The sequence below is a fragment of the Streptomyces sp. FIT100 genome, from assembly GCF_024584805.1.
In the GTDB taxonomy this organism is placed as follows: Bacteria; Actinomycetota; Actinomycetes; order Streptomycetales; family Streptomycetaceae; genus Streptomyces.
The window spans coordinates 6,094,454-6,114,476 of the sequence record NZ_CP075715.1; the positions used below are offsets into that span (position 1 = coordinate 6,094,454).

Consider the following 20,023-nt stretch of genomic DNA (forward strand, 5'->3'; position numbering starts at 1 on the left):
TAGATCTCGAAGCTGTTGCACGAGTCCGCGTCCACACAGTGCGCCTGGGCCCATGAACGCCCCTCCCCGGGATGGTGGTGAGGAAACTTCGCGACGCTTAACCGGCAGCCCGGAAGCCGGAGTTGCGACTCTCTTCTTGCGCTTTGTCGACTTGACTCGGACTTTGATTTCCCCGTATTCGACGCGGGGTTGAAGGCGGCCGCCTCTCGACGCGCAGAGCGCAGTTCGTGTGCGTCGAAGGGCGGCCACCGCTCGATGGCCGCCTTACAGCGGCGGTTTCTCCTGCGAGGCCGCGGCCTGGAGGTCGGCGAGCAGTTCGGCCTGGCCCGCCAGCACACCGGAGAGGATCACACGCGCGACCTGGAGCAGTTCGGCCACCTGCACGGTGGTCAGCGAATAGTACACGGCCGAGCCCTCGCGGCGTGTGGCGACGAGATTGGCCCGGCGCAGCACAGCGAGCTGCTGCGAGAGATGAGCGGGCTCGACGCCCACGATGGGCAGCATCTCGGAGACCGCGTGCTCACGCTCGCTGAGCAGCTCCAGCACACGGATCCGGACCGGATGACCCAGCGTCTTGAAGAACTCCGCCTTCAGCTGGTACAGCGGCGCGCTCACCGAACCCACCTGACCGCCCGCCGGACCTCTCTGGGGCCAGAGGGCCACGGATGTGCGTTCTTCCTGCATCGCATCCACTCACAACTCTTCGCCATGGGGTCATCCTCACCTCTTCAGGCCTAGGTGATGACCTTGGTAATTGCTAAGGTTAGCAATTACGAAGAATGGAAGAGGGAGGTTCGGGTGCGAATCCCACGATTGCGTGGAGGCGGGGCCCTGCTCAAGTGCCCTGCATGCCGTCTCAAGTGCCTGCCCGCGGCCATCGGTGCGGATGGCTCCTGCCCCCGCTGCGGGCATCAGCGTCTGCTCAGCATGGACATCGACCGCGGATGGATCCGGCGCGGCGCGGACACGGCGTCCAGCGGTCGGCAGGCCGACGGCGAGGCCTGAGCGGGGTTGCTTCCATGAGCATCAGCTGGAGTGTCGAGGAGCAGCGCGGTGTGGCGGTCATGAGCGTCGCCGGCTTCCTCGGCAACAATGCGATCGGCCGCTTCTCGGACGGCTTCGACTGGGTGGTCGCCCGCAGCGCGGGAGTCGTCGTCCTGGACTTCACCGAGCTGCTCGGATGGAGCGCCGAGGGAGAGGCGGCCGTCATCCAGGCAGCTGCCGGACTTCGGAGCACAGGGCGGCCGCTGAGCCTGTGCGGCCTGTCTCGCCTGGAGGTCACGGCCCTCTGGGCCGGTCACCTCGACGCCATGACCGTCTACTCGGACCTGGATTCCGCCCTCAACGCCGAGGCGCCGCCGGCCGGCTGACCCGCGTGAGAGCTGCGACCGGCCAGGAAAGGGATTCGGGAAGGGCGATGACCTTGATCCTCAGGTGGAGGGTGGGCTTTGTGTGCAGATACGTAGACAAGTAGTTATCCCGGCATATCGTGACACTGTGCCCCGTCCCTTGGGAGAGCTCGAAGACGCCGTCATGACGCGCATCTGGCAGTGGAACCGCCCCGTGACGGTCCGGGAAGTCCTGGAAGATCTCCAGCAGGAGCGGTCCATCGCCTACACCACTGAGATGACCGTCATGGACAACCTTCACCAGAAGGGTTGGGTGCGCCGGGACGTCGAAGGGCGCGCCTATCGGTACCGCGCGGTCTCCACTCGTGCCGCGTACTCGGCCGCGTTGATGAACGAAGCCTGGTCCTTGAGCGACAACCCCGCCGCTGCCCTGGTCGCCTTCTTCGGCATGATGTCGCCGGAGCAGCGCGCGGCGCTCCAGCACGTGATCCGTATCGTTGAGCCACAGGTGCAACACGGCGCCTCACAAGGCCCTTCGGTCGACAACGCCGAGGAGCCAAGGCCGTAGGTGCGAACTGTGCCCCTCAGCCCCGTATGCGCCCGCGGAGCTGCCGCGGGAGGGCGGTCATGCCTTCTTCAGGAACTGGGTTTTCAGGACGAGGCCTTTGACCTTCTTGGTGTTGCATTCGACCTCGTCGGGCTTGCCGGTGAGGCGGATGTTCTTCACCAGGGTGCCGCGCTTGAGGGTCTCGGAGGTGCCCTTGACCTTGAGGTCCTTGGTCAGCGTTACGGAGTCGCCGTCCTGCAGGACGGTGCCGTTGCTGTCCTTCACCACGACATCGCTCATGGTTTTTCTGCCTGCTTTCTGATGCGTGTTCTTCTTACATCTGGCCCTGGGGTGCGGGATTCCGCACGCCGGGCCAGTCGTCGCTGTACCACTCACGCGTGTGGCCGCCTGCGTCCTGGTAGGCCGCGCGCGCGGTGGCGAGGTCGCAATGGACGGGGATCGCCGGGTGCGATCCATCGGGTACGAGTGAGCCGTCGGCGGGTATCGCGGCGAGCTCCAGGCTCCGTCCTTCCTTGGTGAGCCGGCGGGCCGCCTGGGTAATGGCGAGCTGGCCACCGATGGACCATCCGCGCAGGTCGGTGAGGTCGAGAATGACCGGCCCGGTGCCTCGGGCCAGTACCCAGCCGACCGCGCCGGCGAAGCGGTCCACCGCGTCGCCGCCGAGGAAGCCGGACAGCGACAGGACGCAGAAGTCCTGCTGGATGGTGTAACGCCACTCGATGGTCATCGTTGCTTTCTCGCTTCGCAGTGCTGTCAGAGGGGGAGGGTGATCCAGATGCTCTTGCCCTGGCCGTCCGCGTCGGCGCGCACGACCGCAGTGCCGCCGAGCCCGACGGTGAGCTCGATGACGGTGCCCAGTCCACCGCTGTGCGTGACCGCTCCGTACAGCGGCGGCTGGTGGGGGTGGCGGTCGTGGACGCCGAAGGCGAGCGTGTGACCGGAACCCGCGAACGTGATGGTGACCGTAGGCGACAGCACGGCGGCGTGACGCACGGTGTTGGTGACCAGCTCGCTGAGGATCAGCAGGGCGGGACCGACCGTGGGGTGGGACGGGCTGATTCCCCACTCGGTGAAGGTCATCTCGGCGGTCTGCCGCGTCATCCGTACGGCGCCCGGCTCGGCGGGAAGTGTCAGCACATGCCGCAGGGGCAGCGCGGCGTGCTGGGGCATCAGGCTTCCTCACGGGTGATGCGGAAGCCGGTGACCGTCTGAGGGTGGATGCGTACGAGGGTGTCGTGCGGGCCGTGGACCCAGCCGGGCAGTGTGCGGCGGTAGTGGGCGGCCTCGTCGGCGTCGGTGATGACCTCGGCAGGGCCGGTCGCGGTCACCGTCCATCCGATGCCGCCGGCCACGCGTATGTCATCCGCCTGGTAGGTGAGCGCGGTCCTGTCGCAGAGCGCGGTCGCCTGGGCAGGGGCGCGGACGACCAGGCGGCCGTACTGGAGGAGATGCACCGCGGGGCGGATCACTGCGGACTCGCGCTGGACGTACACCAGCCGTCCCTGCGCGGCGCCTTCGAGCAGCCACAGTGCCTCAGAGCCGGAAACGTCGACCATGCGACGGGAGACAGGAGCGGTCATCGGTTCGCCTCCTTGGCGACGGCGCGGTTCACCTGGGCCGGAAGGGCGGACAGCACTCCGGCGCCGTGCAGATGGGCGCGGGCCCCTGCGATCGCTTCGCGGGTGGTGGCGTACTCACGCCCCTGCAACCGCAGCCGGTGGAGTCCGCCGACCGAGTTGAGAACCTGACGCTGGCCGGGCCTTATCCCGGAGGTCATGACCGCGATGCCGCGCCGGTTGAGCTTCTCGATCGCATCCTTCAGGACGAGGGCGCCGGTGGCATCCATGGTCGTGACGCGCGACATGCGCAGGATCACCACACGGACTTCGGCCACTTCGCTCAGCTCCAGCAGGAAGCGGTGGGCGGCGGCGAAGAACACAGGGCCGTCGATCCGGTACGCCACGATGTGCTCGGCCAGCAGCGCGTGCTCCTCGTCGCCGTGGTCACCCTGGTCGAGCGGGACCTCCTCCATGCGGGCCTGCCCGGCCACGGCGCGCAGGGCGAGGGCGCCTGCCACGACCAGTCCGATGATCACCGCGTAGACGAGGTCGAGGGCGAGGGTCGCGACGGCGGTCAGGACGAGAACCAGGGCGTCGGAGCGGGTCGCCCGGGCCATCGCCCGCAGCGAGCCGACCTCGACCATGCGGACCGCGGTCGCCAGCAGCACACCGGCGAGCGCGGCCAGCGGGATCTTCGACACCAGCGGAGCCGCGGCGAAGACGATCACGGCGAGAACGCCGGCGTGGGCGAGTGCCGCGAGCCGCGAGCCCGCTCCGGTTCGGACATTGACGGCGGTACGGGCGATCGCGGCCGTCGCCGGAACCCCACCGAACAGCGGCGTTGCCAGGTTCGCCACGCCCTGCCCGAACAACTCCCGGTCCGGATCGTGTTGCTGACCCACCGTCATGCCATCCGCGACGGTGGCGGACAGCAGCGACTCCAGCGCCGCGAGAGCGGCGACCGCCACGGCAGGGGCCAGCAGGGAGGACAGGGCCGCAGGATCGAGAAACGACAAAGAAGGCGCGGGCAGCCCGGACGGCAGCTCACCGATCGGGACCGCCCCATCCGGATGGAAGACCTCCACCGCACCGGTCGCCGCGATGACGGCCAGAATCGAGAACGGGACCGTCGGCCGCCACCGGGCCCCCAGCAGCATCACCGTGGCCACGCCCGCCGCCAGTGTGACGGCGGTCCAGTTCGGCGTCCGCGCGAACTCCTGAAGTGCGTGCCACGCCACCAGCAGGACCCGCTCACCCTCCGGTTTCGCGACACCCAAGGCGTTGGGCACCTGCTGGAGGAAGATCACGCAGGCGATGCCGCAGGTGAAGCCTTCAACCACCGGGGCAGGTACGTACCGCATGTACTTCCCGACCCGTAGCACGGCGAGCGCGATGAGTATCAGCCCGGCCAGCAGCCCCACCGTGAGCACCCCGCCGGAGCCGTACCGGGCGACGATCGGCACCAGCACCACCGTCATCGCACCCGTCGGCCCGGACACCTGCAGATTCGAGCCGCCGAACAGCGCCGCGAGCGCCCCCGCGACCACGGCAGTCGCGAGCCCCGCCTCCGCACCGAGCCCCGAGGAAACGCCGAAGCCGAGGGCGAGCGGCAGCGCGACGACCGCCACCGTCACACCGGCCAGCAGATCCCGACGCGGATCACGGCCCATCGCGACCAAATCCGCCCGTACGGGCAACAGGGACCGAACCGGGCTCCAGACCCGGTGAAGCAGCGCACTCACCTCGCCGCGACCTCGGCTTCCCGCAACTCCGCCAGCAGTTCGTTCCGCCCGGCCAGCACCTCGGTCAGGATCCGCCGCGCCGCCCACAACAGATCGGCGACGTCGCCCCCCGCGAGCTCATAGACAACGGCTGATCCCTCACGCATCGAGCACACCATCCCGGACCGACGCAACACCGCCAGCTGCTGCGACAGCGCCGACGGCTCCACCTCGATCTCAACCAGCAGATCCCGCACCGGCATCGGGCCGCTCTGCAGCAACTCCAGCACCCTTATCCGCACCGGATGACCCAGCATGCGGAAGAACTCGGCCTTGGCCTGATACAGCGGAACCGGCACGGTCGCGGACTCCCCTCATCCCTCGCCAGGAGGGCTACGGCTCAAGCTGCGCCCACGGCCACCTGCGGACACAGCTAGTACAGCATGTAGTGAATTGCAGAAGTTTGCAATTCCTATAGCTGCACCCGAAGCCGTCTGGCTCGAGGGCGTTGCCGCCGGAACGGGTGCACGGGTCCTGCTCCCGTCTGAACGGTGAAGTCCGTGGCCCGCCGTGACGACCCTCTACCGTCAGCAATAGCGATCACCGTGCATTACTGCCTGCTGGCCGTGCTGCACCGCCCGGGCGTTGTCGCGGCGCGGCGGGAGAGCTCCACGGTCGTGTACGAACCCCCAAGTAGGTGCTGCTGTCCCACGAGCAGGACGGAATCATATTGAACTGCGGAAAAATCCAATTCTGGATCATCTCCCGCTACCCTCGCCGGGTGGGTCCTGCCATGAGTGTCACGGTGTGGCGGGCCGTGGGCGCGTTTGCCACGGCGTATGTGCTGATCGCTACTGAGCGGGTGCACCGGGTGTCCGCCGCGCTCGGCGGTGCGGGATGATCAGGCCGGTGCCCCGGTAACCTCCGTTCGCGATCATCGTGGCCCTGCCCGCCTGCTTTCGTGCCGGACAGCTCCCACGCCTTGCAGTCATTGCGGTTGCCGGGCAGCGGTCGGCCGACGGCGACAACGAACCGGGTGTCGGCGTCGATGACGACCTGATGGTTGGTCGACTACCGGTGATGCTTCCGACTGCTCGGCGACCTCGTGGTCGCGGGTGGGGACCAGATGCCGTCCGCGATCAGCACGCTCTCCTTGTGGAACCGCCACAACAAGATCGTCTCGTGCATAACCAGCCGCCTTGCAGGAGTCTTAGCTGCTCAGAGGCGAGCCCCATGCGGGATCGTGCCACGATCTTCCGGTCAGGCCGGTGAGCAGATGCTCCGTCGTGCTCAGGGTGATGTCTTGCGCCACCCCTACCGAGGTCAGGGTGGCGCTGAGTCGTGCGGAGGCCTCCTCCGGCACCTCCAGGTCGTTGAGAAGGGGAAGAAGCAACAGAAGGCGGGCGGCAGGTTCGTCGATACCGTCGGCTTCTGGTGCGGGGTTGTCGGCAATGGGGACCAGTTCCTGCCACGTCAGCCCGGTCCCTGAGAGCTCCCCCTCCCAACTGGCGATCTGCTCGGCGTAGCTCCGGCCTGGATGGATGAGCAGGAAGTCGGTGCCGTAGTCGCCGTCCAGGTTGCGGAAGACCACCACGACCCCTGAGCCGTCCGCACCGGGCACCCGGAGCACCGGCCAGCGTTCGGGATCGAAGAGGATCTCGGACAAGGCATCGACATCAGCGCCGTCCTCGCCGAACCACTCCGGAACGGGACGCCTGGCGTTGGCTCTACCAGCGCAGATCTCCGACAGGTAGTTCGACCAAGAGCCCGGGCGAGCCAGCAGTGACTCGCCGGCGCCCAACGGGCCGTCGTCGTATCCCTCAATCAACACCCCGTGAGCCTGTCACCAGTCACTGAAATGGCTCTTCCTGGGGCCTGGCAGTTGCGGGACAGCCTTAAACCTCACCGGGTGGCTCCAGGACGCTGAACAGGTACTTCGACTTCGCATGAGGGACACGGGCATGAAGCTGTTCAACCGGAAGAACAAGACGGCCGAGGCCGAGACCGGTCCGGCCGTCACGCTCCTCGTCGAGGGCATGCACTGCACGAGCTGCGGTCTGCTCATCGACGACGAGCTGGAGGAGGGCGACGGTGTCCGCTCGTCCACCACGGACGTACGGACGAGACGCACCGTCGTCCGCCTGGACGGGGGGCGCAGGTCGCGCCAGCCACACTCGTGGCCGCAGTCGAGGCTGCGGGGGAGTACACGGCACGCGTCGCGGAATGACGGGGTGAGGTGCTGACGGGGTGTGTGGGCGGCGGTCGTGCCGCCGCCCGCGCACCCGGCCGCACAGGCCAAGGCCCCTCGGCCTCGGCGAGAGCGTCGTCATCTGCTCCCTCATCGAAGGGGTACCGGACCGGCATGCGGAGCCGTGCTCTGCAGCGTTCGCAGCCCGTAGCGGGTCCGGCCCTGTGGCTTGAACACCGACAGGGCGGTCGCGCCCAGGAGGACGAGCAACGCAGCGCCGGACTGGACGACGAGCTGGGTCCGCAGGCCGACCAGGTCGTCGCCCGTCCAACCGGGAGCGGCCGAGGCATCGGCGATGTGGCTGATCGGTGGCATGTGGAGGAGGAGGGCGCCGGTGGCGAGCACCGTGATCGCGAGCTTCACCGTGACCCAGTAGTGGCGCAGCAGGCCCCACGCGGTGCCGACGGCCGACACGATGCCGGTCGCGAGCGAGGCGAAGCAGAGCGGCACGATGACGTACCAGCCGGTCACGCCCATCGCCGCGTAGACCGACCTCACCGTCACGGCATCCCGCGCGACCAGGCCGGTGACGGCCAGGGCGAGGAAGACGGCGATCGCGCCGAACCAGCCGACGGAAGCCGTCACATGGGCGGTCAGGGCCAGCTTGCGTGCCCGGGGGGACATCGCCATCAGCTGTGGCCCCGCATCCCGCCGCCGGCCAGGTGCAGGGCGAGGAAGGCCACGACGAGGACAGCGGCGCAGACCAGCAGGCCGGTCACCCAGCGGGGCCGGGGTGTGTGCGGGGGTACTGGCTGGTGGCGGGCATCGGGCATCGGGGGACTCCGCTTCGAGCAGGAACGGCGCGCTGCCGTCGGATGCCGCTCAGCTTTTGCGAGACAGTGTGTCTCTGTCAAGTCGTTCTGTCGCGTCCCCGTCGTCCCGTACATTGTGGGCATGCCGAAGCTGTGGAACGAGACGATCGAGGCCCACCGCGGTGCCGTGCGCGAGGCGGTGCTCGACACCGCCGCCGCGCTGGTCGCGGAGGGCGGACTGCTGTCCGTGACGATGTCGCGTCTCGCCCAGGAGGCAGGCATCGGGCGGGCGACGTTGTACAAGTACTTTCCCGACGTCGAATCGGTCCTGGTCGCCTGGCACGAGCGCCGGGTCACCGACCACCTCGCTCAGCTCGAGGCCGTACGTGACCGGCTGACGGGCCCCGGCGAGCGGCTGCAGGGCGTCCTTGAGGCGTACGCCCTCATGACGTACGAACGCCATGAACACCACGGCACCGACATGGCCGCACTCCTCCATCAGGGCGCCGGAATCGCCCATGCCCACCAGCGGCTCCTGGAACTCGTCACCGGACTCGTGGCCGAAGGAGCGAAGAGCGGCGCGCTCCGGGACGACGTCGCCTCCGGTGAGCTCGCCGCGTACTGCCTGCATGCCCTGGGGGGCGCCGCCGGGCTCCCCTCGAAGGCGGCGGTGCGCCGGCTCGTCGCGGTGACCGTGGCCGGACTGCTGCCTCCGGCCCAACCCGTCGAGGCGGCGACACCGGAGCACGGGCCTCACCGCCCGCATCGTCACGGCTCCCACTGACGTCCCGCAGATGCTGCCGCTCCCGGGCTTCTTGTACGCGTTCATGGGCTCCGGCCCGGCGGCGCCGTGGACGCAGGCCCGTTCGTGGAAGCCTTCGTCGTTCTGATCGTCATCCCGCTTCCTCTCGCCTGGGTCCTGCCGGCGTGGGCCGCGCGCCGCCCGGCCGGGCGGAAGGTCACCCCGACGCGGCGACCACCACGATGGTGCCGCTGATGGCCGCGACCCCGCGGACGGTGGTCGCCTCTCAGGTCCCCAAGCTCGGTGGCAGCTTCGGCGACGTCGCCGCCGTGATCCCCTTCTCCTTGGCCTTCCTTGTGGTCATGGCCTTCGCGGGGAAGGGCGTCGCCCGCCTGTTCCGCCTCGATTCCGGTGCCGGGCGGGCGATCGTGTTCTCCGGCGCGACCCGCAATTCGCCCTCCGTCAGCGGCGCCCCGGCCGCCGCCAGGCCGTCGGGGCCGAGCACCAGCAGTACGGACACGGCGACGGTGGCGTAGGCGACGAGGGTGATGCCGAGCGCGATGAGGATGGCGCGCGGGATGGTGCGGGCCGGATCGCGGACTTCCTCTCCCAGGGTGGCGATACGGGCGTAGCCGGCGAAGGCGAAGAACAGTAGCCCCGCCGCCTGCAGCACGCCGCCGAACGTGGCGTCCGAGCCGACATCCAGCCGCGACGCGTCCACGGCCTCGGAGGTGAGCGAGGCGACCACGACGGCGGCGAGGACCGCCAGGACCACGGCCACGATGCCCCTGGTCAGCAGCGCGGACTTCTGCACACCGGCGTAGTTGACCGCCGTGAGCGCCACGACCGCGGCGACGGCAACCGCGTGGGCCTGGCCGGGCCAGACGTAGGAGCCGAGGGTGAGGGCCATGGCCTCCGCCTCGGCGGCCGCGACCTCGTCCAGTGACCGTCCTTGCCAGCGGCCCATGTCGCAGGCGGCCAGAGCGTGTTGCGGTTCGGCGTCGACCATCCCGAGGGCGCGCGCGGTGTCGCGGCAGCGGCGGGACGGCGAAGTGAAGGCGAGGGAGACCGGGGCGAGCGCACCCGCAGCGGCTTCGGCACGCGCGATACCGGCCGGATCGAGCGGACTGTCGTCGTCGAACCGGACGCAGTGCCTCGCTCGTCGCCGGGGAGATCAGCGTCCTGTACGTGGACGGTCAGCCGCCGGGCTGTTCTTCCGGGTGCCGTTCACTGTCATCGGCTCCGTCTCACCTCGCATCGCCTGGTCGAACGCGTTGTTCCGGCGCTGCCGCGCCGAGATGAAGACTCCGCCAGTGCAGTGCAGTGCAGTGCAGTGCAGTGCAGTGCAGTGCAGTGCAACAGTGCATCGTGCTCTGGCGGAGCCTTCCGGCAGTGTGGATCAGTGGCCGTCGCCGGCCTCGACCTTGAACCGCTTGGTGAATGTCTTTCCGCCGTCTGTGGATTCGTAGACGCCGCTCTGGGTGGCGGTCAGGATGTGCCGGTCGTCGAGCGCCGTGAGTGCCTGGGCCTGCCCGCCGGGAACGGTGCCCGCCTGCTGCCAGGTGGCGCCACCGTCGCTGCTCCTGCTGAGCGCGCCGTCGTCGTCGATTCCGTACAGCGCGCCGGTCGTCCCCCACGAGAGGAAGGCCATCGCCGTCGGCTGCTCGCCCGTCGCGAAGGTCTTGCCGCCGTCGGTGCTCTTCGCGATGCCGTCCGGGGTGGTGGCGAGCACGGTGTCCGGGTCGTCGGGGCTGACGGCGATGTCCAGTGCTTGGAGACGGGCGCGGTCGTCCCAGTCCGTGCCGTCCTTGCTGACGCGCAGCAGGGCGTTCGTGCTGTCGTAGCCGTAGATGGTGCCGTGGGCGTAGTCGAGGGCGTGGAAGTCGACCTCGCCCGCGAGGGACCGGGTCTTCCAGGTTTTGCCGGAATCGGTGCTCTCGATCAGGCCGCGGTTGGCGGGGCCGCCGGTTCCAGGGGCGGGGTGGCCGCTGGCCAGGAAGGTTCCCGCCTTCGCCACGGTGAAGCCCATGAAGTCGTCCGTGCTGGTGCCGACCTGCTGGGCCGCGCTGTCCTTGCCCGGCGTGAAGATCCCTTCGTGGGTGGCGACGTAGAGCCGGCTGTCGGCGGGGTCGATGCCCAGCCCGTGAACGTGGCCGTGCACCGTCGCGGACGAATCCGTGGCAGCGGTGTCGGTGTCGTTGCCCGCGACGCTGTCGTCGGAGCAGGCGGTCAGTGTGAGTCCGAGCGCGAGGATCGCGGCGGCGGCCAGGGGCCGCTTGATGGTGTTCTTCATCGTCCCTTTGTCCTGCCGAGGGTAGGGGCCTACGTTCGCTGTTACGGGCCCTTGCGGGAGGGCCCGTAACAGCGGAGCGTCGGTGTGGATCAGAGCCGGTCGAGGATGCTCCGCATCTGCTCGACCTCGGCGGACTGGTTCTTGATGACCTCATCGGCGAGCTTCTTGGCGGCAGCGTTGCGACCGTTCTTCTGCTCGTCCTTCGCCATGTCGATGGCGCCGCTGTGGTGGTCGATCATTATCTGGGCGAACTTGCGGTCGAAGTCGGTGCCCTTGGCGGTCATAAGCGCGTCCATGTCCTCGTCGGACATCATCCCGGGCATTTCCCCCGAACCGTGGCTGGCGCCGTGATCCACGCTCGGCGACTCGGGCTTGCCCCAGGACGTGAGCCAGGACCGCATGGTCTGGATCTCAGGGTCCTGGGCCTTCTCGATCTGTCCCGCCAGGGTCTTGATCTCCTGGTCGGACGCGCGGCCGTCGGCCAGCTCAGCCATCTCCAGGGCTTGCTGGTGGTGCGGGATCATCCCCTGCGCGAACGCGACGTCCGCATCGTTGAAAGCGCCGGCGGCGGACGTCGCGGTCGTGGCCGGAGCGGCGGAGGAGTCGCTGCTGTCGGCACCGCCACAGGCGGTGAGCAGCAGGGCCCCGACGGCGACGGCTCCCACGACAGCGATACGGCGGTGCGGGGGTATGCGGAAGGAACGCTTGAAGGCGGTCATGTTCTGTGTACCTCGTGTGGTCGATTCTGATCGAGTGGATGCGTAGGCGTGGTGGCGGGCAGCTCTGATGGGCATGTCCGCGCAGGAGAGGCCGGCCTAGATCCGCAGAATCGACAGTTGTGTGAGGTCAGGAGCTCTGGGCGGAGGATTGGGACGTACGGCTGCGAGAACCCTGGTGGCGAGTTTTGCGAACCAGTCGCGTCGGCCCAGGAACAGCGCGTGCAGCAGTGCGGCAAGAGCCCAGGAGCCGAGAACGGCCAGGCAGAGCGAGGCCATGTCCATCGCCATGCCGGGTTCGTCCGCCGGTGCGGAGACGATCGCCTGCTCAGGGCCGGCGGCCGCGTCCACAGCCGGTGGCGCCGGGGACAGGCCCGTGTCGGGGACGGCATTCGCACTGTGTCCGTGGCCGTGCGCGGGCGTGACGCCCATGCTCGCCGCGTGCGAGGAGGAGCCCGTTCCCGTGCCGGTGCCGGTGCCGTCGCTGGGGTGACCGACGGTGTGCATGATGAACACGCCGAGTGCCAGCACCACGGCAAGCAGGAGACGCGCTGCCACGCTCACCGCTCGTGTGTACTGCTGCACCTTTACGTTCACCTCCGCCGTCGACGATAACCGAGCTTCCGGGATCCGCCAGGTGGCGATCAGGTTGACCCAGCGGAACCAGGCTGGCGCCGCGCGCCGGGAAGTCGTCAAAGCGCTGGAGGCCGCCACCGAGCATGCCGATGCCGAACGAGAGCATCAGTGAAGCGCCGATCACCAACAGTATGCGCTGCAGGCCGGGTGCCGTGTTGCCGCCGGCGGCCGCCGGTTCTTCCCCTGTCAAGGAGCGCCATCCCCGCATGGGAGCCGCAGATCAGCCCGCGGAGGGACGCGGGGCGCGCAGGGGCGCCCGCTGCTTCAGCTCCTCCTCGTCGACCAACGTGAGCATCGGCTGACCAGGCGCGCACACCATGGTCACCAGGAACTTGGTCGGTGCGTCCGACAGGGCGTTGCCGTCCTGGTAGTGGATCACGTCACCACCCGGCTCCCAGAATGTCCCGCCGGCCTCGACCACGCGCTCCGGCTCACCCTCGAGCTCGAACCGGAGCGCGCCCTCCATCACGTAGCCGAACGACGGGCCCGAGTGGCGGTGCGGAGGGAGCCCGGGGTGGCCGGGAGGCCAGTCGACGAGGATGGTCATTCCCGAACCACCTTCGGGGAAGAAGGGCGGAGTGACGTCCTGCAGCAACTTCACTTCGGGCGGCAGCGACACCTGGTCCCCCTCGGCAGGGGTCGCGTGCACAGGGTTCTGCTCTGACATCGTGATGCACCTCCATTGCTCTGCCCCAAAGGGCGAATGACTGTCTGCCGTCTCATAAGGCCCGGCGTACACGTCCCCTGATGACCAAGGCGCTGATTCCGTGTCGGGTGGCGCCGTCCTCCGCCTCTCACGAAGGGCTCAGGTCTCGATGCACCGTGGCACCCCTCGGTTTCACAGTCGGGAAGTTCTCCTCCCGATGTCGCAGGTCACGGGGCTGGCGTGAGCCGTCAGAGAACGGTGCCACCACCGCCGTACGCAAGCGGTGTGCTTGTGCCCGGCGGAGGCGCCCCCGCAGGGCACATGAATACCGCGCCGGGGCGCGTGGCATGACCGCGCGTCGTCAGCCGAGGGCTTGGAGCAGATCGTTGCACGCCGTCTTGCAGGAGCGGCAAGCCTCGGAGCATAGGCGGCAGTGCTCCATGTGCGTGTGGCGGCCGCATTCATCGCCGCACGCCTTACAAGCGGTGGCACACGCCTGGAGGATGGCCCGGGTGATGTTGGCGTCGTAGCCGGTGTGGCGGGACAGGACCGACGCGGTGGCATTGCAGATGTCGGCGCAGTCCATGTTGGTGCGGATGCACTTGGCCAGCTCGGCCGGCATGCCCTCCGACAGGCAGGCATCGGCGCACGCGGTACACGCTTGAGCGCAGGCGATACATTCCTCGATGCACTTGGTGAGCTTCTCTCGGTCGACGCGACCGAGGTCGGCCGGGTAGGTGGCGAGCATCTCCTTCACCGACGTCACGGGACCGTCTCCTTTCGTGCCGGAGGCCGGCGGTCGAGGTGGCCACACCTCTTTGATCTCCGGCCCTTACCTCATTGTCAACTGGCTCACAGGGCCCCGCACGCGCACAGCGGGCTTCGCTGGCGTCTGGATGTGAGGGCGAGAAGGGCGAGAAGGGCGAGAAGGGCGAGAAGGGCGAGAAGGGCAAGGAGGTCGAAGAGGTGGAAGGAGCGTGGAGGGATGCTGCGCGTCTTCGTGTGACATGCACTGAGCCCGCTAGCCGTCCTGCGGTCGGGCCCGGCTGTCGACGCGGCGCCGGGTCGGCCCGTCAAAGCAGAGGGGCGTAGTGGGGATCAGCCCATGCGGTGGTGGCCGTCCTGGGAGTCGCGGCCGCCCATCGTCGTGCCGGACATCATCTCTTCCATATGCTGCCGTGCCTTGTCTCGTTGGTCGGCGGGTAGATGGTCTGTGCAGTGGCGGATCATCTCTTTCATGTCCATGCCGTGGTCGTTGCCGGATGACTGGGTATGGGTGATGGGCGGTGCCGGGCGCGGCTCCTCGGAGGGCGATGCAGCGAGGGCGGCGGTGGTGCCGTAGGCGCCGAGGCCGCCGAGGAGGGTGGTGGCCACAGCCACGCCGATGGTCCTTCGCCTGATCATGTCGGTGTCCCTTCCAGCGCCCTGTGTTTCTCTCCATTACTGGTGCGTCCGACGCTAGAAGCAGGGTGTGAAGAACTCGTGAAGCGACCGTGCGCAGGCCCTGTGCGCCAAACGCTCTTGATCGCAGGTGGAGCCTTCCGCACCGGGAACCTTCGGTCCCCGAATCTGCCGGTGATCAGCGCATTTCCGTCCTGGGGACGCGATCGCTGTCCGGCGGGCACTCTTTCATCCGAGGCGTCCCTGCTTTGCTACCCCTGGGGGGTAGGCGTAGCTTCGGATTCAGGAGCCCAGGCGATGCCACGGGTACCGCCGATCACCCGGCGCACGGAAGGGAAGACGTCATGAGCGCCGCGGATATAGGGGTCGCGGCCGGGGCGATCGTCCTGATCGCGTTTCTGGTCTGGTACTTCTTCGGCCCCAAGAAGTCGAGCCAGGCCGAGCTCAAGGGCGGCGTCCAGGAGATCGGCATCACCGTCAAGGGCAGCTACGCGCCGGACCTGATCCGGGTCCGCCAGGGGGTGCCGGTCCGGCTGGTCTTCGACCGGCAGGAGGGCGGGGACTGCACTTCTCGCGTGCTCTTCCCGGACTTCCGGCTCGCCGCCTCGCTCCCGGCGTTCGCCACGACCGTGGTGGAGTTCACCCCGGACAGGGCGGGCCGGTTCGGTTTCGTGTGCGGTATGAGCATGGTGCACGGAACGTTGCTCGTCGAGTCGGGCGACGGTATGACGCCCGTGCCTGCCCCCGGGGCCACCGCGGCGAAGCAGGCGCCGCCCGCCCGGACCGAAGCCGGCGCCGCCGAGCGGGAGGATGCCGAGGCGGCCGCTCGGCAGGAGGAGATCGCCGATCTGACGCGGCGGGTCTGCGTCGGTGCGCTGCTGTCGCTGCCGGTCGTGGCGGCAGTCATGCTGCACGAGGTGTTCGGTGTGGACGTACCCGGCCTCCTGCTCAACAGGTGGTGGCAGTTCGCGCTGATCACGCCGGTGATGTTCTACACCGGGTGGCCGATCCACCGCACCGGCTGGCACGCCCTGCTGGGGCGCGCTGCCGAGATGAACGCGCTGATCACACTGGGCACTTCGGCGGCATACGGCTACAGCCTGCTGGTCACCGTGGCGCCGGGGCTGCTGCCCGCGGGCGTGCGCCAGGTGTACTACGAGGCGGTCGGCGTCATCCTCACTCTGATCCTGCTCGGCCGCCTCTTCGAGGCGAAGGCCAAGGCGGGCACCGGGCAGGCGATCCGCGAGCTGCTGAACTTGCAGGCGAAGACCGCCCGCGTCGTGCGGGACGGTACCGAAGTGGAGGTGCCCGTCGAGCAGGTCGCCGCCGGGGACGTCGTCGCGGTTCGCCCGGGGGAGAAGGTCCCGGTGGACGGTGTGATCGTGGATGGCCGATCCACGTTGGACGAGTCCATGGTGACGGGCGAGTCGATCCCGGTGACCAAGAGCGCGGGCGACGAGGTCGTGGGCGCGACCATCAACCAGACCGGGGCCTTCCGCTTCCGGGCGACCAAGGTCGGCGCCGACACGATGCTCGCGCAGATCATCAGACTGGTGCAGCAGGCGCAGGCGTCCCGGGCCCCCATCCAGCGGATCGCCGACCTGGTCGCGAGCTACTTCGTACCCGTCGTGGTGATCATCGCCGTCGCCTCGTTCACCGTGTGGTTCCTCGTCGGGCCGGCCCCGGCGCTCACCCTCGGGCTGGTGGCGGCCGTGGCGGTGCTGATCATCGCCTGCCCGTGCGCGCTGGGTCTGGCGACGCCGCTGTCGGTGATGGTGGGCACCGGGAAGGGCGCCCAGGCGGGGATCCTGATCCGCTCTGCCGAGGCGCTGGAGACCGCGCAGCGGCTGGATGTGGTCGTGCTGGACAAGACCGGCACCGTCACCCAGGGCCGGCCCGAGCTGACCGATGTCATCGCCGCCGAGGGCGTCACCGAGGACGAGATGCTGCGACTGGTGGCCTCGGCCGAGCACTCCTCCGAGCACCCTCTGGGCCGGGCGATCGTCTCCGGCGCTGCCGCCCGGGGCGTCTCTCCCGCTGAGGTCGGCGGATTCGACTCGGTCACCGGCCATGGCATCACCGCCATCGTCGACGGGCGCCGGGTGCTGGTGGGCAAGGCGGCGCTCCTCAGCGCCCAGGGCGTCGACACGACGCCGCTGTCGGAGGAGGCGGACCGGCTGGCCGGGGAGGGCAGGACGGCGATGTACGCCGCCGCAGACGGCCGGCTGCTGGGCCTGGTCGCCGTCGCGGACACGGTCAAGGAGGACTCGGCAGCCGCCGTCACCGCACTCAAGGGGATCGGCCTGGAGATCGTGATGATCACGGGTGACAACGCGCGGACCGCCGAGGCCATCGCGGCCGAGGTCGGCATCGACCGGGTGCTGGCCGAGGTGCTGCCCGAGGACAAGGCCGACGAGATTCGCCGCCTCCAGGAGCAGGGCAGGCGCGTCGGCATGGTGGGCGACGGCATCAACGACGCTCCGGCGCTGGCCCGGGCCGACGTCGGCTTCGCCATCGGCACCGGCACCGATGTGGCCATCGAGGCCGCCGACATCACGCTGATCTCCGGGTCCTTGGGCGGCGTGGTCACCGCGGTGAGGCTGAGCCGGGCCACCATGCGCAACATCCGCCAGAACCTGTTCCTCGCGTTCGTCTACAACACCGCCGGCATCCCGATCGCGGCGGGCGTGTTGTATCCGCTCACCGGCCGGCTGCTCAGTCCGATGATCGCTGCCGCGGCGATGGCGCTGTCCTCGCTGTCGGTGGTGGGCAACGCCAACCGGCTGCGCCGCTTCGCCCCCAGGCCGCTCCCCGGCGCGCCGCCCGCACGCGCCGAGGCAGAGGCCCGGGCCCGGGTGGCCTCATGAGCCAATCCGTACGACAGGAAGGCGTACCCCTGATGGCGACGGTGCTGGTCGTCGACGACGAGGCGAAACTGCGCGGCCTGCTGCGCGACTACCTGGAGCGCGACGGCTACACGGTCCTGGAGGCGGGCGACGGCCACCGTGCCCTCGACCTCGCCACCGCCGCCCACCCCGACCTGGTCGTCCTCGACCTGGGCCTGCCCGGCCTTCCCGGCGAGGAGGTGGCCCGGCTGCTCCGCAAGGACGGAGACGTGCCGATCGTGGTGCTCACCGCCAAGGCGAGCGAGAACGACCGGGTGATGGGGCTGCGGCTGGGCGCCGACGACTACGTGGTCAAGCCGTTCAGCCCACGCGAACTCGTCGCCCGCGTCGAAGCGGTACTGCGCCGGGCCCGCGGCCCTCGTACCGAGGCCGAGGAGGCCGCCTCGTACGGCAAGGGCCGGCTGCGGATCGACACCGAACGCCGCGAAGTGCACGCGAGTGGCCGACCGGTCGAGCTCACCCGCACCGAGTTCGACCTGCTGGCCGCGCTCGCCTCCCGCCCAGGGCGGGCCTGGACCCGCATGGAGCTGGTGGGCCGCGTCCAGGGCCACACCTTCGACGCGTACGAGCGGACCATCGACGTGCACGTGAAGAACCTGCGCCGCAAACTCGGCGACACCCCGCCCTCCACGCTGATCGTCACCCTGCCCGGCGTCGGCTACAAACTCGGAGTCGATCGTGATGTGGACGGCTGTGCGTGAACTGCTGCGCGGCCGGTTCACCCGCCGCCTGGCCCTGGCCTTCGCCGCACTGGGCATCGGCACGGCCGCCCTTACGGCCGTGCTGGTCAACACGGCCTTCACCAACCGGTTCGAGGACTACCTGAGCGAGCAGCAGCACACGCGCCAGCAGCAACTGGTGTCCCTGTTCGCCGCCGACTACCGCCGCGACGGCGGCTGGAGCCCGCCGTCCCTGGACCAGCTCGCGCCGACACTGACCATGACCGGCTCCGAGGCCGAACTGCTCGACGCCTCCGGACGACAGGTGTGGTCACTGGTCGAAGCCGACGTGGATCCCGCCATGCTGGCCATGCACCGCCAGATGATGGGCACCGGCGAACTCGGCCCGCCCCGCAGCCTTCCTGTCACCGTGGACGGTCAGCGGGTCGGCACCCTCAACGTCCGCGTACCCCAGGGCGTCGTCCCGGCCGTGGACAAGGACTTCCAGGCATCGGTGAACCGGCTACTGGTCGGCGGAGCCCTCGGCGCCGCACTGGTGGCCCTCGTGGCCGGCACCTACACCGCACGCCGGGCCACCGCCCCCATCACCGAACTCACCCACGCCGCCGACGACCTGGCCGCCGGCCGACGCGATCGGCGCGCCACCACCATCCCCAACAACGAGATCGGACAGCTGGCCACCGCCTTCAACACCATGGCCGACCGCGTGGAGAAGGAAGACGAACTGCGCCGCGCCTTCGCCGCCGACGTCGCCCACGAACTGCGCACCCCCCTCGCGATCCAGCGCAGCCAGCTCGAAGCCATCCAGGACGGCATCAGCAAGCCCACCGAGGACGTCATCACCTCCCTCCACGAGGAATCCCTGCGCATGGCCCGCCTCGTCGCCGACCTCGAAGCCCTCGCCTCCGCAGACGCCGCCGCCTTCACCATGGAACGTCGGCCGCTGTCCCTGACCACGCTAGTGGGCGACACGGCCACCAGCCTGGCCGGCGCCTTCACCGAGGCCGGTATCACCCTGAGCACGGAACTCGCTGAGGTGCACGTCGACGGGGACCCCGTACGGCTGCGGCAAGTCGTCACCAACCAGCTCACCAACGCCCTGAAGTTCGTCCCGACCGGCGGTGCGGTCACCCTCACCCTGTACCAGGACGACGGGTGGGCGGTCCTGCGCGTGGCCGACACCGGCCCCGGCATCCCCGCCGACGACCTGCCACGCATCTTTGACCGCTTCGTCCGCAGCGGTTCCGCCCGCGCCGACGGATCCGGCATCGGCCTCGCCGTCGCCGCCGAACTCACCGCCGCCCACGGCGGCACCCTCACCGCAGAGAGCGAGGTCGGCCACGGCACCACCTTCACCACCCGCCTGCCCGCCCTCACCGGTTGAGCCCGGCAGCCGAAGCGAACGCAGATGTCGTGGTGCTCGAGGTGAACCGGCCCGACCGTTCGGCCCGCCGTCTGCTGGGAAAGTCGGACCCGCTGGATGCGCAGGCCGCTGCGCGAGCCGTGCTCAGCGGTCGTGCCAGGGCCCGCGCGAAGACGGGCGACGGCCCGGTGCGGAGCGCCCGGATGTTCAAGATCGCCGGGGATCCCGCGGTCAAGCCCGTACCCAGGCGATCAACCAGCTCAAGGCCGTACTGGTCGTAGTCGATCCGGCCCTGTGGGAACCACTGTCCAGCTTGGGCAACCGGGCGGGATTGGTCATGCGGCACCTTTCGGGGAAGGTCCGGGGAGCCGCGGTGGTCGACGACCATACAGGTGGGGCGTAAGGCGCCGCAGAGAATCGGTTGTTGACGGCCTGGCGCGAGG

At 69.3% G+C, this 20,023-nt stretch carries 23 protein-coding genes and 4 pseudogenes; 8 read left to right on the plus strand and 19 right to left on the minus strand.

Annotation, left to right across the window (positions count from 1 at the left end; translation table 11 throughout):
• Positions 1-264: 264 nt before the first annotated feature.
• A complete protein-coding gene (locus KK483_RS27480) occupies positions 265-615 on the minus strand; it encodes a metalloregulator ArsR/SmtB family transcription factor (protein ID WP_262007893.1) in 351 nt (116 codons plus the stop codon).
• A 404-nt stretch (positions 616-1,019) separates the two neighbouring features.
• On the opposite strand from KK483_RS27480, the gene KK483_RS27485 reads away from it, so the two are divergent.
• Positions 1,020-1,370, plus strand: coding sequence for an STAS domain-containing protein (locus tag KK483_RS27485; RefSeq protein WP_262007894.1), 351 nt, complete (start codon positions 1,020-1,022; stop codon positions 1,368-1,370).
• A gap of 127 nt (positions 1,371-1,497) precedes the next feature.
• Positions 1,498-1,917 carry a BlaI/MecI/CopY family transcriptional regulator gene (locus tag KK483_RS27490; RefSeq protein WP_262007895.1) on the plus strand — a complete coding sequence of 140 codons (420 nt, stop codon included), beginning with the start codon at positions 1,498-1,500 and terminating at the stop codon, positions 1,915-1,917.
• A 57-nt stretch (positions 1,918-1,974) separates the two neighbouring features.
• Here KK483_RS27490 and KK483_RS27495 read toward each other — a convergent pair whose 3' ends face one another.
• The 8 genes and pseudogenes from KK483_RS27495 to KK483_RS27530 form a co-directional block, all read right to left on the minus strand.
• Entirely contained in the window at positions 1,975-2,196 is a 222-nt protein-coding gene (locus KK483_RS27495; protein ID WP_262007896.1) for an alkylphosphonate utilization protein, read from the minus strand.
• Positions 2,197-2,230: 34 nt separating this feature from the next.
• On the minus strand, positions 2,231-2,644 hold the full coding sequence (locus tag KK483_RS27500) for an STAS domain-containing protein (protein ID WP_262007897.1): 414 nt from the start codon (positions 2,642-2,644) through the stop codon (positions 2,231-2,233).
• A 26-nt stretch (positions 2,645-2,670) separates the two neighbouring features.
• Positions 2,671-3,087: an ATP-binding protein gene (locus KK483_RS27505; RefSeq protein ID WP_262007898.1), complete on the minus strand. Its 417-nt coding sequence runs from the start codon at positions 3,085-3,087 to the stop codon at positions 2,671-2,673.
• Positions 3,087-3,497 carry a pyridoxamine 5'-phosphate oxidase family protein gene (locus KK483_RS27510; protein WP_262007899.1) on the minus strand — a complete coding sequence of 137 codons (411 nt, stop codon included), beginning with the start codon at positions 3,495-3,497 and terminating at the stop codon, positions 3,087-3,089. Before KK483_RS27510 ends, KK483_RS27505 begins: the two co-directional genes overlap by 1 nt.
• The gene (locus tag KK483_RS27515) at positions 3,494-5,218 is read right to left on the minus strand and encodes a SulP family inorganic anion transporter (RefSeq protein ID WP_399015078.1); all 1,725 of its coding nucleotides are present in this window, start codon (positions 5,216-5,218) and stop codon (positions 3,494-3,496) included. The genes KK483_RS27510 and KK483_RS27515 overlap by 4 nt, the downstream gene beginning before the upstream one ends.
• Positions 5,215-5,556 carry a metalloregulator ArsR/SmtB family transcription factor gene (locus tag KK483_RS27520; RefSeq protein ID WP_262007901.1) on the minus strand — a complete coding sequence of 114 codons (342 nt, stop codon included), beginning with the start codon at positions 5,554-5,556 and terminating at the stop codon, positions 5,215-5,217. The genes KK483_RS27515 and KK483_RS27520 overlap by 4 nt, the downstream gene beginning before the upstream one ends.
• Positions 5,557-6,075: 519 nt before the next feature.
• Positions 6,076-6,412: pseudogene (locus tag KK483_RS27525) on the minus strand (transposase); the annotation flags it as partial.
• On the minus strand, positions 6,408-7,028 hold the full coding sequence (locus KK483_RS27530; protein WP_262007902.1) for a hypothetical protein: 621 nt from the start codon (positions 7,026-7,028) through the stop codon (positions 6,408-6,410). The gene KK483_RS27530 and the pseudogene KK483_RS27525, both read right to left, overlap by 5 nt.
• Positions 7,029-7,158: 130 nt before the next feature.
• On the opposite strand from KK483_RS27530, the gene KK483_RS27535 reads away from it, so the two are divergent.
• Positions 7,159-7,440 (plus strand): heavy-metal-associated domain-containing protein, encoded by a 282-nt coding sequence (locus KK483_RS27535; protein ID WP_262007903.1) that lies wholly within the window; start codon positions 7,159-7,161, stop codon positions 7,438-7,440.
• Positions 7,441-7,535: 95 nt separating this feature from the next.
• On the opposite strand, the gene KK483_RS27540 is transcribed toward KK483_RS27535, so the two are convergent.
• Positions 7,536-8,075 (minus strand): hypothetical protein, encoded by a 540-nt coding sequence (locus tag KK483_RS27540; RefSeq protein WP_262007904.1) that lies wholly within the window; start codon positions 8,073-8,075, stop codon positions 7,536-7,538.
• Positions 8,075-8,218 (minus strand): hypothetical protein, encoded by a 144-nt coding sequence (locus tag KK483_RS27545; protein ID WP_262007905.1) that lies wholly within the window; start codon positions 8,216-8,218, stop codon positions 8,075-8,077. The genes KK483_RS27540 and KK483_RS27545 overlap by 1 nt, the downstream gene beginning before the upstream one ends.
• Positions 8,219-8,339: 121 nt before the next feature.
• Here KK483_RS27545 and KK483_RS27550 point away from each other — a divergent pair, with 121 nt between their 5' ends.
• Together KK483_RS27550 and KK483_RS27555 are read left to right on the plus strand one after the other, a co-directional pair.
• Complete coding sequence (locus tag KK483_RS27550; protein WP_262007906.1) at positions 8,340-8,981, plus strand: TetR/AcrR family transcriptional regulator; 642 nt, start codon at positions 8,340-8,342, stop codon at positions 8,979-8,981.
• 1 nt (position 8,982) lies between these two features.
• Positions 8,983-9,394, plus strand: a pseudogene (locus tag KK483_RS27555) (arsenic resistance protein); the annotation flags it as partial.
• A gap of 2 nt (positions 9,395-9,396) precedes the next feature.
• Here the strand turns inward: KK483_RS27555 and KK483_RS27560 are convergent.
• From KK483_RS27560 to KK483_RS27590, 8 genes and pseudogenes are all read right to left on the minus strand, one after another.
• A pseudogene (locus KK483_RS27560) lies at positions 9,397-9,864 on the minus strand (amino acid permease); the annotation flags it as partial.
• A 33-nt stretch (positions 9,865-9,897) separates the two neighbouring features.
• Positions 9,898-10,047, minus strand: a pseudogene (locus tag KK483_RS35550) (histidine phosphatase family protein); the annotation flags it as partial.
• 291 nt (positions 10,048-10,338) lie between these two features.
• On the minus strand, positions 10,339-11,232 hold the full coding sequence (locus KK483_RS27565) for a F510_1955 family glycosylhydrolase (protein ID WP_262007907.1): 894 nt from the start codon (positions 11,230-11,232) through the stop codon (positions 10,339-10,341).
• 89 nt (positions 11,233-11,321) lie between these two features.
• Entirely contained in the window at positions 11,322-11,951 is a 630-nt protein-coding gene (locus KK483_RS27570; RefSeq protein ID WP_262007908.1) for a DUF305 domain-containing protein, read from the minus strand.
• 96 nt (positions 11,952-12,047) lie between these two features.
• The gene (locus KK483_RS27575; protein WP_262007909.1) at positions 12,048-12,512 is read right to left on the minus strand and encodes a hypothetical protein; all 465 of its coding nucleotides are present in this window, start codon (positions 12,510-12,512) and stop codon (positions 12,048-12,050) included.
• Positions 12,513-12,804: 292 nt separating this feature from the next.
• Positions 12,805-13,251, minus strand: coding sequence for a cupin domain-containing protein (locus KK483_RS27580; RefSeq protein ID WP_262007910.1), 447 nt, complete (start codon positions 13,249-13,251; stop codon positions 12,805-12,807).
• A 340-nt stretch (positions 13,252-13,591) separates the two neighbouring features.
• Positions 13,592-13,978: a four-helix bundle copper-binding protein gene (locus tag KK483_RS27585; protein ID WP_262009710.1), complete on the minus strand. Its 387-nt coding sequence runs from the start codon at positions 13,976-13,978 to the stop codon at positions 13,592-13,594.
• Between the two features lie 350 nt (positions 13,979-14,328).
• A complete protein-coding gene (locus KK483_RS27590; RefSeq protein ID WP_262007911.1) occupies positions 14,329-14,610 on the minus strand; it encodes a hypothetical protein in 282 nt (93 codons plus the stop codon).
• A 365-nt stretch (positions 14,611-14,975) separates the two neighbouring features.
• On the opposite strand from KK483_RS27590, the gene KK483_RS27595 reads away from it, so the two are divergent.
• The 3 genes from KK483_RS27595 to KK483_RS27605 are packed head-to-tail and all read left to right on the plus strand — an operon-like array spanning position 14,976 to position 19,601.
• On the plus strand, positions 14,976-17,498 hold the full coding sequence (locus tag KK483_RS27595) for a heavy metal translocating P-type ATPase (protein WP_262007912.1): 2,523 nt from the start codon (positions 14,976-14,978) through the stop codon (positions 17,496-17,498).
• Entirely contained in the window at positions 17,495-18,238 is a 744-nt protein-coding gene (locus tag KK483_RS27600; protein WP_262007913.1) for a response regulator transcription factor, read from the plus strand. Before KK483_RS27595 ends, KK483_RS27600 begins: the two co-directional genes overlap by 4 nt.
• Positions 18,219-19,601, plus strand: a complete 1,383-nt coding sequence (locus KK483_RS27605) for an ATP-binding protein (RefSeq protein ID WP_262009711.1) — start codon at positions 18,219-18,221, stop codon at positions 19,599-19,601. Before KK483_RS27600 ends, KK483_RS27605 begins: the two co-directional genes overlap by 20 nt.
• Positions 19,602-20,023: the final 422 nt, after the last annotated feature.